Annotated in this window: 12 protein-coding genes; 10 read left to right on the top strand and 2 right to left on the bottom strand. The window is 44.7% G+C overall.

Annotated features, from left to right (window positions below; genetic code table 11):
- Positions 1-319: 319 nt before the first annotated feature.
- From QUA36_RS17230 to QUA36_RS17195, 8 genes are all read left to right on the top strand, one after another.
- Complete coding sequence (locus tag QUA36_RS17230) at positions 320-532, top strand: hypothetical protein (protein ID WP_333165016.1); 213 nt, start codon at positions 320-322, stop codon at positions 530-532.
- 170 nt (positions 533-702) lie between these two features.
- Positions 703-1,311, top strand: a complete 609-nt coding sequence (locus QUA36_RS17225) for a hypothetical protein (protein WP_333458504.1) — start codon at positions 703-705, stop codon at positions 1,309-1,311.
- Positions 1,312-1,317: 6 nt separating this feature from the next.
- On the top strand, positions 1,318-4,014 hold the full coding sequence (locus QUA36_RS17220; RefSeq protein WP_333458503.1) for an OmpA family protein: 2,697 nt from the start codon (positions 1,318-1,320) through the stop codon (positions 4,012-4,014).
- A 2-nt stretch (positions 4,015-4,016) separates the two neighbouring features.
- The gene (locus QUA36_RS17215) at positions 4,017-4,553 is read left to right on the top strand and encodes a Rab family GTPase (protein ID WP_333458502.1); all 537 of its coding nucleotides are present in this window, start codon (positions 4,017-4,019) and stop codon (positions 4,551-4,553) included.
- On the top strand, positions 4,550-6,115 hold the full coding sequence (locus tag QUA36_RS17210; RefSeq protein WP_333165006.1) for a PAS domain-containing sensor histidine kinase: 1,566 nt from the start codon (positions 4,550-4,552) through the stop codon (positions 6,113-6,115). Before QUA36_RS17215 ends, QUA36_RS17210 begins: the two co-directional genes overlap by 4 nt.
- Before the next feature lie 56 nt (positions 6,116-6,171).
- Positions 6,172-8,997 carry an adenylate/guanylate cyclase domain-containing protein gene (locus QUA36_RS17205; protein WP_333458501.1) on the top strand — a complete coding sequence of 942 codons (2,826 nt, stop codon included), beginning with the start codon at positions 6,172-6,174 and terminating at the stop codon, positions 8,995-8,997.
- A gap of 44 nt (positions 8,998-9,041) precedes the next feature.
- Positions 9,042-12,749 carry a PAS domain S-box protein gene (locus QUA36_RS17200; protein ID WP_333458500.1) on the top strand — a complete coding sequence of 1,236 codons (3,708 nt, stop codon included), beginning with the start codon at positions 9,042-9,044 and terminating at the stop codon, positions 12,747-12,749.
- A 4-nt stretch (positions 12,750-12,753) separates the two neighbouring features.
- On the top strand, positions 12,754-13,872 hold the full coding sequence (locus QUA36_RS17195; RefSeq protein ID WP_333164999.1) for an ATP-binding protein: 1,119 nt from the start codon (positions 12,754-12,756) through the stop codon (positions 13,870-13,872).
- Positions 13,873-13,921: 49 nt separating this feature from the next.
- Here the strand turns inward: QUA36_RS17195 and QUA36_RS17190 are convergent, their stop codons facing one another.
- Positions 13,922-15,325 carry an NAD(P)/FAD-dependent oxidoreductase gene (locus QUA36_RS17190; protein WP_445301443.1) on the bottom strand — a complete coding sequence of 468 codons (1,404 nt, stop codon included), beginning with the start codon at positions 15,323-15,325 and terminating at the stop codon, positions 13,922-13,924.
- 108 nt (positions 15,326-15,433) lie between these two features.
- Between QUA36_RS17190 and QUA36_RS17185 the strand changes: the two genes are divergently transcribed.
- The gene (locus QUA36_RS17185) at positions 15,434-15,718 is read left to right on the top strand and encodes a hypothetical protein (protein ID WP_333164995.1); all 285 of its coding nucleotides are present in this window, start codon (positions 15,434-15,436) and stop codon (positions 15,716-15,718) included.
- Positions 15,719-15,769: 51 nt separating this feature from the next.
- Positions 15,770-16,309 (top strand): DUF2231 domain-containing protein, encoded by a 540-nt coding sequence (locus tag QUA36_RS17180; protein ID WP_333164992.1) that lies wholly within the window; start codon positions 15,770-15,772, stop codon positions 16,307-16,309.
- Positions 16,310-16,376: 67 nt separating this feature from the next.
- Here QUA36_RS17180 and cutA read toward each other — a convergent pair whose 3' ends face one another.
- The gene (gene cutA / locus QUA36_RS17175; RefSeq protein ID WP_333458531.1) at positions 16,377-16,637 is read right to left on the bottom strand and encodes a divalent-cation tolerance protein CutA; all 261 of its coding nucleotides are present in this window, start codon (positions 16,635-16,637) and stop codon (positions 16,377-16,379) included.
- Between the last annotated feature and the right edge of the window lie 62 nt (positions 16,638-16,699).

The raw sequence follows: 16,699 nt of genomic DNA, 5'->3' as shown, positions 1-16,699 counted from the left end.
TCGAGTCAGACTTATTGTGGTTGCGGAATAAAAGTAAAGCTGCACAAGTTGTAAACCCTAGTAAGAAACAGTTCTCCACCGGAAACACATCTCGTTTGTTAGAAAACACAAAGTTCTCATATTATTGGGTCTGATCGCTGTCGATCGGGCCCTATGAATTTTTATAGGGCGATCGCATCAGGAGAGGGTTCGAGGGGGAGTGAGAGAGAGGGGCACAGTTCGACTGTATAAGTGCTTTCAGGCCAAACGCAACATCCCTCGGAGCCGATCGGCGAGCGATCTGTGCAGCTTTTGAGTTATATATTATATATAATGGGACGTGTGCGCCCGCGCCCGCCCGCTTTTTGCCGGGAAGCAAGCGCTGTGGTATGAGGCACTGTCAAGATGCGATATGATGGAGGATGTCAGTCAAGACATTAAAACCTACCCCGCTGTGCTGTATAGCAGCAAAATCTACGCTTCTATGAGCTTGCTGCAAGCCAAGGATAGCAAACCGCCATTTTTGGTGGCAAGACCAGGCTCAAAAATTTGAATCTCAGGATATTTAGAGTCAAAACTCTAAAAAATCCCATCCCCGACGCAGGGGTGAGAGTTCAAAAAATAAAAGCCCCCCCACTCAAAAAAGCTAGTGCCACCAACAACGGTAGTAAATCACTAGCACACTTCTTAAACTCACAATCTCGGGAGATTCTAGGTACAAGCATGGCCGAAATAACTAAAGAAGAAATGCGCGAACGGCTGGGAAATATCGACCAGATTCGCGATATAATTTTTGGAGCGCAGCTTAGAGAATACGATAATCGCTTCGATAAAATAGATTCCGACTTGTCGATGATGCAGCAAGATATGCAAACTCGCATCGAACAAGTAAAAACAGTTCTTTCAGGAGAAATGAGGGCTGCGGTGGATTCGTTAGAGAAGAAAGTTAAATCGCTCACCTCAAACACCCAAGAAGAAAGCGCCGATATCCGGCAGCAAGTCGATCGCATTAACCGCAAATTCTCCAGCAGCGTGGAAGCGCTGGACGAGGCTATAGACAATCAAACCAGTTCGCTTCGCGACGAACTCTCCAAAACCAGAGATCGACTATCTGAAGAAAGCCGCACTTTGAAAACACAAGTTTTTGAAGAGCTCGATCGTCGCTTTTCCATGCTAAGAGATGTTAAAGTTTCTAGAGACGACATGGCAGAAATTCTGTTTGAACTCGGCATGAGGCTCAAAGGAACAGAATTTGTACCCGAACTTAAAGGCGTTGCTGATAATAAGTTAAATAACGAATTTCTGTTGCCAGAGCGCCACCATCACGGATAATAACGCATGGCTTTACCGAAAGAAAATCCGGCTGACGAAAATGAGTTAGAGGGTTTTGTTTCTCAACCTGACGAGTCTGCTGCCGATGCAGCAACCCAGCTAGAACCCTTGCTGAATCTTTTAGTCGATCTCAAAATTATTGCGGGTTCAAACCAGCAAAATGCAGAGCCCGAAGATGACAGCAGCGACGAAAAAAATCAAGCTGGGGCCCTCGGCGGGTTGATGGATTTGTTAGGTATTTCTGAGCAAGCGCCAGAGGAAGTTGCAGCGAGTGTACCCGAAACTGGCGATCGCAAACCGGAGTCGGGCGATTCCCTGGCTGTTGCAGACGAGATCAAAAGTTTGCTATTCGCTACTCACAAACTCAACACTTCAGAACTGGAAAAAGACTATTCATCAGCTAAAACTATAGATGTTTCAGCGATCGCCCAGCCGGATTTGGAGGAGGAATCACAGCCTGTCGAAGAATTGTCTAACTTGACAATGAAAGATTCTCTACAGTACGTACAGGCTCAAAAATCCCACGGATTCGATCGGCAACAAGATGTTTCCCCTCCCGAAACCGAGTCAAAATTCTCGGAAATTCCCGATAATCCCATAGTTTCCACCGTCTCAGAGCCACCAGAAACGGGATATTTAGATGCTGCGGTGGCTTCGGATATAGAAATTCCCAACTTACGAGAACAGCCGACAGAAATATTAGGCCAAATTAAACAGGATTTAAATGAAGCCGACAGCGCGATGGAAAGGCTGCAAAATCTGATGTTTGGCTCGCAAATATCAGATATAGAGCAAGTGAAAAGTCTGCTGGCTGAAAACGATTTGCCGGGGGTGCGCCACCTGATGGCAACAATAGACGATAAATTAGAAAAATTGGAGCACCAAATCTACGAGCCCCAAGAGTTGATTGAGTTGATGTTGCCTTGGATCGCAGAAATTCTCAGCCGCAAAATTGCCGATTCCAGAGAAGAAGTTGTCAACGCGATCGTCCCAATTATTGACGAAGTGATTAGGGCAAAAACTCAGGAAAACAAGTCAGCAATGAGTGCGGCAATAGCTGAGCTGCTTCCCGAGGCACTTGCTCAACAAATAGTGAATTCGCCAGCGGATATTGCTAACGCGATCGCCCCAGAAATCGGTCTGGCAATTAAAGAGCAAATTCGCCTTGACCAAGAGTCGATCGCCCAAGCCCTTGCACCGGAAATGGGCAAAGCGATTACAGCCCAAATAAAACTCGAACGCGACTCTATGGTGGATGCGCTCTATCCCGTAATTGGCAGTACAATTTCCCGATACATGGCAGAAGCTATCAAGACAATCAATGAAAAAGTGTCAAATGCCATCAGCGTCGAAGGATTCCAGAGAAAAATTCGCTCCAAAGTACAAGGAGTCTCCGAAGCTGAATTAATCCTCCAAGAATCAGTACCCTTCACCGTCCAATCAGCATTCTTAATTCACAAAGCATCAGGCTTGATTATTTCCGAAGTTCAAAACTCAGAAAGCTACCACTTAGAATCAGAAATGGTAGCAGGAATGCTCACAGCTATTCGCAGCTTTGTTAACGAGTGCATCGTGCGGCCGGGAGAATCTTCCGAACTAAATCAAATTGAATACGGCGACTCAAAAATTCTGCTAGAAGTAGCGGGATATTGCTACATGGCCGTCGTGATTAAAGGAGAACCGCCAAACTTGTTTATCCAAAAACTACGACAAACCGTTAGTAATCTCATTCTTAATTATGGTGAAGTAATTCACGAGTTTAACGGCGACCCCGGTACTATACCGGAGTCGCTGCACCCGTGTATAAAAACTTTATTCGACCCGCTACAAACGGAAAAATCAAAAAAACCCCCGATCGCCCTAGTGGGTATCGGTTTAGCCACCCTGAGCTTAATCTTAGTACCTTGGGGAATTTATCAGTACCGCAGCAGCGTTGAGCGCCGCCTCGAAGCCAATGCCATCGCAGCTTTAGGCTCGACTCCCGAATTAGCAGTTTACCGCTTAGATGTGGCAGTTGATGGCAAAACTTTAAAGCTAACCGGAAAGTTGCCCAATCAAGAATTGCGGGCACAAGCTGCAAAAATAGCCGCATCAACTGCACCGAAATTGCAATTAGATAATAGAATAGTAGCTGTAGATGTTCCCCCAGATCCAGTTTTGACGGCGGCCGAGGTGCAGCGGATTACCGCCGTTTTGAATCAGAGGGAGGGCGTTTCTATTTCTACGCGGTATGGCGCTCGTAAAGTGACTGTAGAGGGGACAGTTAGAGAGGGTGCAGAGGGACAGAAAATAGCTCAGTCCCTGAAGCAAATTCCCGGTGTTCAATCGGTGATTAGCACAGTTAAATTAGAGCCGCTGAAAATTACAACCCGCATCTACTTCCAGCAAGGAACGACAACATTAGACTCTACACATGGAGAAATGATCGCCAGTGTCAAAAAATTCATGGATCAATATCCTCAAAAACAGATTAAGATAATTGGGCACAGCGATCGAACTGGGGAAATTGCTACAAATCAACAGTTGTCGCTCAGGCGTGCCGCAGCAGTGCGAGATGCTTTAGTGCGGCAAGGTGCTGACCCGAAGCGCCTCCAAACGGTTGGCATCCCCCATCCTCCTGCCGACGTGGAACCCAATCAACCACGACTTTTAAGCAGATGCGTGGTATTTGAACCAATAACTAAGACCATAAACAGTAAATAATTATGTCAGTTACTATCGCTAAAAAAATGTGTATGATCGGCGATTTTGGCGTGGGCAAAACCAGCCTGATCCGCCGTTTTGTCGATCGGCAATTCAGCGACCAATACCTCTCCACCGTGGGAGTAAAAATTTCTCGCAAAAACGTAGAATTAGAAGACGTAAAACAGCGGGAAAACGTGACTGCACAGTTACTAATTTGGGACTTAGAAGGGCATACAAAATTCAAAGGAATAGCACCGACTTACTTGCAGGGAGCTAGCGGCGTTTTAATCGTTGCCGATGTCAGCCGCTCGGAAACTGTTGAGCGAATCTCCGAACACATTCAGCTTTATTCTTCAGTCAATCCTAAAGGATCAATTATCGTCGCTTTGAACAAAGTAGACTTGATTGATGAGGAAAAATTGGCGCTGCTAGTGGAAATGTCCCATTCCATAGGTCAAGACAAAGTAATAGCAGTTTGCACGACATCTGCTAAAACAGGCAAAGACGTTGACGAAATTTTCTACAAACTAGCTTACACAATGGTAGAACAAGCATGAACCCCCTGTTAAGAAAGCTGTTGGGCCCGCGACAAACACAGTATTTTGTAGTCAATCACCATTTTATCATTCAGGCAACCTCCGCCGAAGTGCAGCATTATGCCGATACTCCGGGCGAGGCTATACCAGGTGTAGATGCTCGCCTGAGTTTTCCCGAACTGATTGGCATTGAAAATATCCTCATGTCTATCATTATGGGACGGCTGCCAGGTTTTGAAGTCAAAGGTATCGCTCGGTTTGCCGACCCGAACCGCCCTTTATACTTTGATATGTTGGCTATCAAATATGAAGAAGAACAAGAAGATGTGCCGAGTAAATTGCTAATTTTGATTGAAGATACCACCGAAAAGATGGTGATGAAGCAATCGTTGATTCAGAGCGCGAATGAAGCTAATCTTTTGGTGAGCGCCTTAGCGGCTTCTAAAGATTATATAGATAAAGTTATTCGTTCGATGGGCGATGCTTTATTGGTGACAACAACACTAGGAACTATCAAAACAATTAATCAATCGGCCCAATGGTTATTTGGGTATAGCGAAGCAGAATTGATCGGCAACCCCCTGTCTTTAATATTAGTCGAAGAAACATTAATTTACCAAGCTCGCCACCGCTATATTCTGTCTCAGAAAGAGCTGCGTAGAGAACTAGAAATAGTCTGCACTACTAAAGCAGGAGAAAAACTTTGGGTAGAATTTTCCTGTTCGGCAATTCAGACAGAATTAGAGGGACTTTACGATTTCATTTATATAGGCAGGGACATCACAGAACGCAAACAACAAGAAATAGAAATTCGCGGCTCTTTGGCAAAAGAGCAAGAACTCAGACAGGTAAAATCTCGTTTTTTCTCGATGATTGCTCACGAATTCGGCAATCCTTTAAGTACAGTATTATTTGCTACTAAAATTCTCCAAGACTACGGCGACGAAATCACGAACGCGGAAAAACAACAATACCTCGCGCACGTTAAATCAGCATCTCAACAAATGGCTCAGCTATTAGAGGACGTGCGGTTGCTCAGCAGCGCCGAAGCAGGAAAACTCGAATTCTATCCCGCACCAGTTGACTTAAAAAAATTTTGCAGCGAGTTAGTAGAATCAATTAAAATTAGTTATGGAAAAAATCATACAATTAACTTTATTTATCAAGAATTAGTTACGCCCGCGAAACAAAATGATAATGAGTCGCAGGAAACGCAACAGTTGCCCGCACTCGATCCAAAATTGCTGCGGCACATTTTGACAAATTTGCTGTCAAATGCTGTCAAATATTCACCCCTCGACAGCCATATTTATTTTGAATTAAATTGTCAGAATAATCAAGAAGTTACATTTAAAATTAAAGACGCAGGCATTGGCATTCCTCTCGAAGACCAAGAAGAACTCTTTGAATCTTATTATCGAGCCAAAAATGTCGGAAAAATACCCGGTACAGGACTGGGTTTATCCATAGTCAAACAGTGTGTAGAATTGCACAGGGGTCAAATCGAATTTTCCAGCGAGATAGGGCTAGGCACTACCTTTATAGTCAGAATTCCATTTGATAAACCGAGATTAATTAATTAATTAATTTAATTTTAGATAATTAATCCAGAGGGCGCCTTCAATACTAAAAACCTCACATGAAAACCTTGTTTAAAAAACTGTTAGTTCCTCACCACTTGGAGTACCTAGCACTGGATAAAAACTTTGTAATCCAAGAAATCTCTCTGAAAGTGCAGCGGTTTGCCGACTGTCCCGAGGAAGTAGTCGCTGGCAAGGATGTCCGCATTCCCTTTCCCGAATTGGTGGGAACTGAAGAAATTTTAATCGATATTTTTGAAAAACGTTTGCCAAATTTTGAATTAAAAGCAATGACGCGACTATTAGAAAATGGTTCGCAGCTTTATTTTGATATGTATATCGTGGAGTTCACAAATGACGAGAATTATCAGAGATTAATTATATTTTTTCAAGACGTAAGCGACAGGATGGCGTTAGAACAAACTCTAGTGCAAGCTACCAATGAAATGGATATTTTATTGAGTACCTTAGCGGCTACTAATAATTATGTTGAAAAAATTATTACTTCAATGGCCGAAGTTTTGTTGGTAACAACAGCCTCGGGAAAGATTAAAAAAGTCAATCAAGCGGCTCAAGATTTGTTCGGTTACAGCGAATCAGAATTAGTAGGCCAGCAAATAGATGCTCTTGCTGCTTTTGGCTCCTCTTTGCAAGCAGTCAGCCAAGAGGAACCTCAACAATTGCAAACTAACGCCGAAGTAATTTGCACGGCAAAAAGCGGAGAAAAGCTCACAGTTTCGTTTTCCTGTACGGCCATTTCGACTGACATTAAAGGTTTTTCTGGCTCTGGGCGGGCCGTTCAAGATTTCGTTTACATCGGCCGCGATGTCACAGATAGACAGCGGGCCCGCAAACGACAAATAACTCAGTACGTCACCACTCGTATCCTGTCGGCATCCGAAACAATCAAAAAAGCTATAGCAGCAATTCTCCCCGTAATTTGTGACAGCTTGGGATGGGATACTGCCGAACTTTGGATGCCAGAATCTGGGGAAAAACTGCTGTCAGAAACTACGAGAATAACTGGGGTTTCTGACCCCAATTTGCTTCGGTGCGTCGCCCGTTGGACAAAACGCTCAGTTTCTATCCCCAAATTTGCCGAATTTACCGAACAAATGACTTGTGCGTTTGGCGAAGGATTACCCGGTTTCGTTTGGGCTAGCGGTTCCTCTCAGTGGATTGCCGATGTCACAAAAAGCGACAGTTGTTTGCGCCGCGAAATCGCTGCTGAAGAAGGGCTGCACGGAGCTTTTGGTTTTCCAATTTCGGGCGACTACGACCCTGAAAATTCTGCAAAGTCTGTGTTAGGGGTGATGATTTTCTTCAGCCGCGAAGTGCAGTGTTTTGATGAAGAATTACTCCAAATAATGGCAACCATAGGCAGCCAACTCGGTCAATTTATCAAGCGCAAACAAGCTGAAATAGCTTTGCGGGAAAGCGAAGAACAACTGCGAGACTTATTTGAAAATGCTACTGACTTAATTCAAAGTATAGGAGCGGACGGTCATTTTTTGTATGTAAATCGGGCTTGGCGGGAAACTCTGGGCTACAGCGAAGCAGAAATTGCTCAAATGACTGTTTTTGATATCATTCATCCGAACAGTTCCCCAGAGTCTATGGATATATTGTATCAAGCTATTACCCAAAAAACTGTAAATGAAAATACATTATATCCAGCCTCGATCGAAATAATATTTATAACTAAAAATCATGAAAAAATCTTGCTAGAAGGCAGCATAAGCTGTAAATTTTCGGCAGGCTTCCTAGTAGCGATTCGCGCTATTTTGCGAGATATTACTGCTAGAAAAATGGCAGAAGACGCCCTCGGTAAATCTGTGTCCCTGCTGCTAGCAACTTTTGATTCTACTGCAGACGGTATTTTAGCTATTGACAGGAACGGAAAAATAGTCACTTTCAATCGACAATTTGTGGAAATGTGGGGCATACCTAATGAAGTGATGGCACTGCGAGACGACGCCACACTGAACGCTTTTCTCCTGAACCAACTCAAAGACCCCCAAGCATTCCAAGAGAGAAGAGAATTGCTTTACGAGCAGCCAGAAGCCGAAAGTTACGATTTGTTGGAATTTCAAGACGGCAGATTTTTTGAACGCTATTCGCAACCGCAGCGGCTGGGAGATAAAATTATCGGCAGAGTCTGGAGTTACCAGGACATAACGGAACGCAAGCAAGCAGAAGATGCCTTGCGAGAAGAGCAAGAAAAATCCGAAAAGCTGCTGTTAAATATCTTGCCCAAGGCAATAGCAGAACGTCTCAAGCAAAACGAAACTACTATTGCCGAATACTTTCCTGAAGTGACTGTTTTGTTCGCAGATATTGTGGGATTTACTGCTTTGTCTGCTGTCATGAATCCGATCGAACTTGTGGATCTCCTAAATAAGATTTTCTCAGGATTCGACGTTTTGTGCGAACAGCACGGTTTAGAGAAAATTAAGACCATCGGCGACGCATACATGGCAGTAGGAGGACTGCCTGAACCCAGGGCCGACCACGCAGATGCGATCGCCCAAATTGCCCTAGATATGCAAGCCGAAATAGCCCGATTTAATGCTAAAAATAATAAGTTTTTTAGCATCCGCATCGGCATTCACAGCGGCCCGGTTGTTGCCGGAGTAATTGGTATAAAGAAGTTTATTTATGATTTATGGGGCGACACGGTAAATATTGCTTCCCGCATGGAATCTCAGGGTTTACCTTGGCGGATTCAAGTGAGCGAAACTACTTATAAATTTTTGGAAAACAAATATTTGTTTCAGGAGCGAGGAATGATTGAAGTTAAAGGCAAAGGTGTAATGAAAACTTATATTCTCATTGGTCGAAAATCAGGCAGCTCATCAGTCATCAGTCATCTGGCTGATGACTAAAAGTATTGCTAAAGTTAATTAGCAATACTTTTTGACCAATACTAATGGAACTAGCTAATTTGTCGGCAAATTTACGATCGCCCGACGAAGCTGTCGATCGCCACCCTGCCACGGTTGCGCCATCAACTTCGCTCGCAGAGGCGATCGCCCTGATGCGTCGGGCGAGCCACCCTTGCCCACTGCCTAATTCACCTGCATTTCCCGACTCAAACGAAAGTGTAAAAGCATCGATTAATTGCGTCTTAGTTGTCGATGAAAATCAGCTAGTCGGACTGCTAAGCCCGGAAGATGTGCTGAACTTAGCCGCGGCCGAATACGGATGGCAAGACATGAAAGTTGGCGACGCAATGACGCGGAATTTAATTGTCTTACAAGAATCAGAATTTACAGATATTACTACCGCATTCAAGCTATTTTGTCAATACTCGATCGATTGCTTGCCAATTGTAGATGAACGGGGCCAGCTCGTAGGTTTAATCAGTGAAAAAAGTATTCGCCCAGCAATGTATAGCTGGCTCGATGCACTGCATCAAGAAGTGGCAAAACTCCAGGAACAATGCGAACTGTTAGAGGGCAATTGTGAACTAGAAAAAGCCAGCGATCGCCAAAATGCCGAAAATGCCATGCGACAGAGCGAGGCGCGCTACCTGGCGATTGTGGAAGACCAAACCGAACTGATTTGCCGCTACCTCCCAGACGGTAAAATAACTTTTGTCAATCAAGCTTACTGCCGTTATTTCGGCCGGCAGCCGTTCGACTTACTCGGCAAATGCTTCATGTCGCTGCTGCCAGAAGCAGACCGAGAAATTTTTCAACAGCAATATACTTCTGTGTCTCCCGAAAACCCTATTTTTACCTGCGAACATCGAGTAATTTTGCCGAGCGGGGAAATTCGCTGGCAGCAGTGGATCGATCGGGCGATATTCGACAACAGCGGACAAATCGTCGAGTATCAAGCTGCGGGCCGGGATGTCACGGATCGCAAACAAGCAGAAATCGCTTTGCAGCAGCTCAATGCAGAGTTAGAACTGCGAGTGCAGCAGCGGACACAATGGTACGAAATGGCCGTCTCGGCCGGCAAAGTGGGGGTTTGGGACTGGAATTTGGAAACCGACGAAATCTACATTGCTCCGTCTTTGAAAGCTTTGTTGGGGTATCAGGACGCAGAGATTCCTAACCGCATGGAAAATTGGGCGTCTCATGTTCATCCCGACGATCGAGTTGCAGTCGCCGAAGCAGTAAATGCTTATCTAGAGGGTTTGACAGAAATTTATCAAATAGAACACCGGATGCTGCGTAAAGACGGCAGCACCTGCTGGATACTTGCCCGCGGCAGCGCGATCCGATCGGCTTCTGGCAAGGCCTTCCGCCTGACTGGCACTGACACCGACATTACCGATCGCAAATTGACCGAAGAAAAACTCCAAAACTCCGAAGCCGAACTCCTAGCGCTGTTTAACGCCATGACGGATATCGTCCTGGTTTTCGATGCAAAAGGCCGCTACCTCAAAATTGCCCCCACTGCTCCCGAACTGCTGTACAAACCGGCTCCTGAAGTGCTGGGCAAAACCCTCGCCGAAATCTTCCCAGAAGCGGAAGCTAATTTTGCCCTAGCCCACATTCGCCAAACATTGGCATCTGGGCAAACCCACAGAGTTGAATACAGTATGGAAATTGGCTGCAAATTATTTTGGTTTGATGCCAGTATTTCGCCGCTGGAGATTGATCGGGTGATGTGGGTCGCCCGAGACATTACCGCTCGCAAACACGCAGAAGCTGCACTGCAAAAGAGCGAGGAAAAGTTTCGTAACTTATTTGACGATGCTCCGATCGCGCTTGGTTTGGCAAGCGTGCGCGACTACCGCACGATCAAAGTGAATGAAGCTCACCGCCAGATGTTGGGCTACAGCGATTCGGAGTTGGCTAGCATGACTTTTACTGAACTCACACATCCAGAAGATTTACAAGCAGATGTGGAGCAAGTCAAGCAGTTGATCGGCGGCAATATTTCTCGTTTCCAAAGGGAAAAACGGTTAATTAAGAAAAATGGCGAGCTGATGTGGGCAAACTTGACGGTGACGCTGATCCGCGATCGCGAGGGCATTCCTCTCTACAGCATGGGGGCGATCGAAGATATCAGTTATCGTAAGCGAGCAGAAATGGAATTTCAGCAGTTAAAAGAACGCCTGCAATTTTTACTGGGTTCTAATCCGGCGGTAATTTTTACAGCCGCACCGATGGGGGACTTTTGTACTACTTACATCAGCGACAACGTTCAGACAATCTTTGGCTACGCTCCCCAAGAATTGTTAGCAGATTGTAAATTTTGGTCTAGTAGGATTCACCCTGAAGATCGGCCACAATTTCTAGTAAACTTTTCGGATTTGTCTGCAGAAAAAAATTGCATTTCCGAGTATCGTTTTCTACACCAAGACGGAATTTACCGCTGGCTAAGGACGGAACTAAAACTATTGGTTGACAGCAGGGGCATTCCGATCGAAATTATTGGTTACGCCGCTGATATCAGCAATTCTAAATACGCCGAACTCGCTAGGGGGCAGCAGTTCGAGCAAGAACGGCTTGTGGAGGCGATCGCCCGTCGTGTCCGCCAGTCTTTGCAATTAGAGGAAATTCTCAACACCACGGTTGCGGAACTCCAGCAAGTATTATTAGCCGATCGAGTTTTGGTTTATCAACTTTTACCCGAAGGTGGCGGGCGAGTCATTGCTGAAGCCGTGGCAGAAGGATGCAGCCAACTCGTAGATAGATGTTTTGGCGAAGAGGTTTTTCCCCCTGATAGTTATCAGCTTTATTTGCAAGGGCGAATTTCTGCGATCTCCGAACTAGATTCTCCCTTCCTTACAGCTTGTGTGGCGGAGTTTATGAAACAAATTCAAGTTAGGGCAAAGTTAGTAGTGCCGATTATTCAGCACAGCCAACTTTGGGGATTGCTGATTGCCCACCAATGTGATGGCCCTCGCGATTGGGCAGAATGGGAAATCAATTTATTTCAGCAGTTAGTGAATCAATTGGCGATCGCCATTCAGCAATCTCTACTTTACCAGCAACTGCAAGCTGAACTTAGCGACCGCAAACAAGCGGAAGCAAATTTAAAAAACTCCCTCAAAGAAAAAGAAATTTTGCTTAAAGAAATTCACCACCGCGTCAAAAACAACCTCTGCGTGGTTGCCAGTCTGTTAGAATTGCAATCGAACACAGTTGCCGACCCACAAGTAAGCAAAATGTTGGAAGAAAGTCAGAATCGCCTTTATTCTATGGCTCTGATTCACGAAAAACTGTATCGCTCGACTAACCTAGCGCAAATTAATTTTGGCGAATATCTCGAAGATTTGGTAAGTAACTTGTTTCACTCTTACAATATTAGCAACAACCAAATTCAGTTGCAGGTATTAGCTGAGCCAATTTCCCTAAATCTTGAAACTGCTACTCCCTGCGGTTTAATTGCCAATGAATTGGTTTCCAATACCCTGAAACACGCTTTTCCTGATGGCACAACTGGTACAGTTAGTGTAGAATGCTATCAAACGGGCGATCAAGAAATCAACCTCTTAGTTAAGGACAACGGCATTGGCTTTCCTCAAAACTTAGATTTTCGGAAAACTCACTCAATGGGGTTTCAAGTTGTCTGCACTTTAACCGAGCAGTTAGAAGGAACAATTGAAATATCCAGAGAATTTGGTACATCCTTTCACTTAAAATTTAATGAGTTAAACTACTTTCAAAGATTGTAACAATATGAGTTTGGCCGAAAAACCAATTAATATTTTGATTGTCGAAGACGAACTGTTAATTGCTAAAAATTTATCTCCTAAATTAGAAAAATTGGGATATCAAATCGCCGATATCGTTTCTTCAGGAGCGGATGCTATTCAGCGCGCCCGCGAACTAAGACCCGATTTAATTTTAATGGATATAGTTATCAAAGGCGACATTGACGGCATAGAAACAGCAGCAATAATTAATCAAGAATTAGATATACCAATTATCTATACAACTGCCTATGCCGATGACGAAACTTTGCAGCGAGCCGAAAATACTGGTTCTTACGGCTACCTTCTTAAACCTTTTAAAGAAAGAGAAATGCACGCCACTATCAAGATAGCACTGAGCAAACATCAAGAAGCAGTTAGTCTGAAAAAAATAATGGCATTAGCAGCAGAAAAAAGCGAAAATAGATCGCGCTTTATTTCAATGGCTTACCACGATTTAAACACTCCTTTAACTACCATACAATTATCTGCTGAAATGCTAGAAGATAGCGAATTGCAGAGAACCTCTGGAACTCCCAATAAGAATGTTGATCGGATTAAAAAAGCCGTCAGTAATATGAGTGGGTTGCTGGAAGATATTTTAATGCTTAGCAAAGCAGAATCCGGCAAAATTTCCTTAAATTTAAATCCGATCAATGCGACTGATTTATGCAATTCTATTTTAGAAGAACTGCAACCTATCGTCACCGATAAACACCTAGTACATTTTTGCAGTCACACAAATCCGCTGCACGCCAATCTCGATGCCAAACTACTGCACCACCTTCTGACTAATTTGCTTTCAAACGCCATTAAGTATTCTCCAAACGGCGGCAAGGTAAGTTTAGAATTAAGCTGCGAAAACCAACAAATAATTTTGTGCGTTCGAGATGAGGGAATTGGGATGACACCGGAATATCAAGGAAAACTATTTCAGCAGTTTGAACGGGGTGCTAATGTAGGCAAGATTAAAGGATCGGGTTTGGGACTCTGCATTGTCAAACACATAGTTGACCTGCACGGCGGTACAATAAGTGTGGAAAGTGCGATCGACAAAGGTACTACATTTATTGTCACGCTGCCTTTTATAGTTAGTAGTCAGTAGTCAGTAGTCATTAGTCAGTAGTCAGTAGTCATTAGTCATTAGTCATTAGTCATCTATCCTTCTTCCTTCTTCCTTCTTCCTTCTTCCTTCTTCCTTCTTCCTTCTTCCTTCTTCCTTCTTCCTTCTTCCTGACATCCGTTACATCCGTTACATCCGTTGCCGAACTTCCTTCTGCTATAAATCGATGGGGAGATAAAAGCTCGATCGCCCTATCTTCTTCTCCCCCCGCCGCCTTCGCAAATCGCTCAGCCAAAGCAGGTACAATAGTCAAAGGATTGCTGAGACCAGAAAAAACGTGCAATCCAGGGCGATCGGCGATCGGCCCCACTACAGGCAAATTATCCGCGCTGAATGCCACACTACACTCGTGCCAACTTGCCGGTAAACCTGCCAAATCAGGCAAAACCTTGCTGATTCCTGCACGAATTGCCGTTTCGCTGGTTTCGCGATCGACTTTAGCATTCAAATCGCTCAAAGTGCGCGACAATTGCCCGATCCGCAAACTCCCATCATTAAATTGAATTGCACCCGAATCTAAAATCGGTGGCTGTAACTCTTTACCAGGTTCATCCCAAATAAAATCCACCTCATTTTTACTAGATTTAGCTTCCAATTCAAAACGTTTTAATACCGCAGGCATCACCAAAGTCCTGAGTTTCAAATCCACAGGTGCAGTTTCCAAAATCTCCGTGCGAGTAAAATAAACTCCCACAGAAACACCAGCCAGCTTCAGTAAACTCCGACTCCAACCTCCAGCACAAATAACTGTATTTTCGCAGGTATAACTTTCCTGTAGCGTCTGGACTCCCGAAATCCGATTTCCCTCTTCGATCAACCCAATTACTTCAGCAAATTCTATAGTGCCTCCCAACCGCAGAAACCCTTGACAATAAGCTTTATTTGTGGCAGTCGGCGAAATGTGACCGTGACGCACAGTCAGAGCTCCGGCGATCGCACTTTTATTCAACAAAGGTTCCAACTCGCCAGCTTCTGCAACACTCAAAAGCTGCGGAACGATCGCAAAATGCGCGTAATTAGCCGCCACTTTTTCGGCATCATTACCCGCATCAATTGTCAGCAACAAATCCAACTCGCGAAACTCAGTATCAGCATCTAATTGGGCAGATAAATGGCGGTGGCGTTCGATACCTTCCCGACACAATTGCCGAGTTAAATCAGTCGTTCCCGACCAATAAGCCAAGCCACCATAACTAAAACGAGTAGCATTTTGCATGGTAGCATCTCGTTCCAAAAGCAGCACAGCAAAACCTTTTTTTGCCAGTTCGTAACTCAGTGCCGCACCCGTAATTCCACCGCCGACAACAATCCAATCGTAACTTTTCATGGGCAACTCAAAGGGAAGGAAAATATCATGCTTAGATTTTAGCTTACGTTTTTTCGGCACCAATCGAAAAACCTCTTCCTGTAGGTAGAGGCTCCCTGCGATCGGCATAACTGAAACTTCCACCCCTCGGGAGATGTTCGCGTAGGCATATTTTTCGTTCAATAGTAGGAATTAGACCCAGAACCAGCAAAAAATTAGAAACACCAGAGAGGTTTTATGAGTATCGACAAACCGAACGAGAAAAAAGATATTAACCGCAGTACCAATCCGGGCGATCGCATTTCCGACGAACCGCAAACCATTGAAGAAAAAGCGCAGCAACTGGCGGTAGACAACGTACCCGACATCACGGGAGATAAAGTTACAGTTCCAACTTATGTGATCGTAGAAGAACCGGATGGGGAAAAGAAAGCTTTGCACCACGTCAAAGACGCCGACGAAATTTCTGACGTAGTTCGGCAGGCCCGCGTTGACGAAAATGGCGAACGGGTTTGGGATTAAGTTCAATCCAATAAAAACGGCTTAGTTGTACAAAAGTTATCTGTAGGAATCATGGAAACAAATCCCAGAAATAGTACGCCCTATCCCAATATTCCGCCGATTCTTGAAAGTCACGATACAGAGTATCGCGACGCCGGCATTACGAGTTCAGTTGCAATTGCAGGCCATCCGATCCACCCCGCGATCGTACTGTTTCCGATCGCCTTTTTAGTAGGAGCCGCCGCCACGGACATCGGTTATTGGCTGACAAGCGATCCGTTTTGGGCGAGAGCTTCGGTTTGGCTGATCGGTGTGGGTTTTGCTGCGGGGATTTTGGCGGCAATCACCGGCTTTTTAGAGTTTTTCAAAGTTAAAAGAGTGCGCGAGCGCAGTGCCGGTTGGTTGCACATGGGCGGCAATGTGGCGGTTATGGTACTTTCCTTGATTAACCTGCTGTTGCGACAAGGAAATCCGGCTGAGCCGATCGTGTATACAGGTTTAGCAATATCGATCGTCGTGGCAACCTTGCTGGGCATTACAGGCTGGTACGGCGGCGAACTAAGTTTTCGCCACAAAATCGGCGTCATTGGCCCTACCAGTCATAATTCCTAGGTTCGTGAGCATTTGTAGTAGGGACTTTCGTCCCTCTTCATTTGACACTTTAGGACTAAAGTCTTGACTACAAACTTAAAGATTTTCCCAGCCAATTGAGATAAGCATCACTGCCAGCGATAATAGGAATAGCAATAATTTCGGGAACTTCATAGGAATGGAGCTCCTGAACTTTTGTTTTTAAAGCCTCAAATTTAGCCAAATCAGTTTTAATCAGCAACTGCCACTCTGACTCGGCATGAATCTCGCCTTGCCAAGTATAAATAGAGCGAATTGGCGACAAACTCACACAAGCAGCCAGCTTGTGTTCAACTAGGGCTTGCTGAATAAGTTAGGAAAAATCGCGTAGGCGTAGCCAGCCGTAGGCATCGCACTTGATGGGCAATTCAA

The sequence above is a fragment of the Microcoleus sp. Pol10D4 genome, assembly GCF_036701555.1.
Lineage (GTDB): Bacteria > Cyanobacteriota > Cyanobacteriia > Cyanobacteriales > Microcoleaceae > Microcoleus.
Note: the sequence above shows the minus strand (reverse complement) of the source record. Positions and strands in the feature narration are given on the sequence as shown.

What these genes read in the sequence shown, in the direction of transcription:
- QUA36_RS17225 (WP_333458504.1), top strand. Translation starts at nt 703, where the DNA reads ATGGCCGAAATAACTAAAGAAGAAATGCGCGAACGGCTGGGAAATATC.
- QUA36_RS17220 (WP_333458503.1), top strand. Translation starts at nt 1,318, where the DNA reads ATGGCTTTACCGAAAGAAAATCCGGCTGACGAAAATGAGTTAGAGGGT.
- QUA36_RS17215 (WP_333458502.1), top strand. Translation starts at nt 4,017, where the DNA reads ATGTCAGTTACTATCGCTAAAAAAATGTGTATGATCGGCGATTTTGGC.
- QUA36_RS17210 (WP_333165006.1), top strand. Translation starts at nt 4,550, where the DNA reads ATGAACCCCCTGTTAAGAAAGCTGTTGGGCCCGCGACAAACACAGTAT.
- QUA36_RS17205 (WP_333458501.1), top strand. Translation starts at nt 6,172, where the DNA reads ATGAAAACCTTGTTTAAAAAACTGTTAGTTCCTCACCACTTGGAGTAC.
- QUA36_RS17200 (WP_333458500.1), top strand. Translation starts at nt 9,042, where the DNA reads ATGGAACTAGCTAATTTGTCGGCAAATTTACGATCGCCCGACGAAGCT.
- QUA36_RS17195 (WP_333164999.1), top strand. Translation starts at nt 12,754, where the DNA reads ATGAGTTTGGCCGAAAAACCAATTAATATTTTGATTGTCGAAGACGAA.
- QUA36_RS17190 (WP_445301443.1), bottom strand. Translation starts at nt 15,325, where the DNA reads ATGCCGATCGCAGGGAGCCTCTACCTACAGGAAGAGGTTTTTCGATTG.
- QUA36_RS17185 (WP_333164995.1), top strand. Translation starts at nt 15,434, where the DNA reads ATGAGTATCGACAAACCGAACGAGAAAAAAGATATTAACCGCAGTACC.
- QUA36_RS17180 (WP_333164992.1), top strand. Translation starts at nt 15,770, where the DNA reads ATGGAAACAAATCCCAGAAATAGTACGCCCTATCCCAATATTCCGCCG.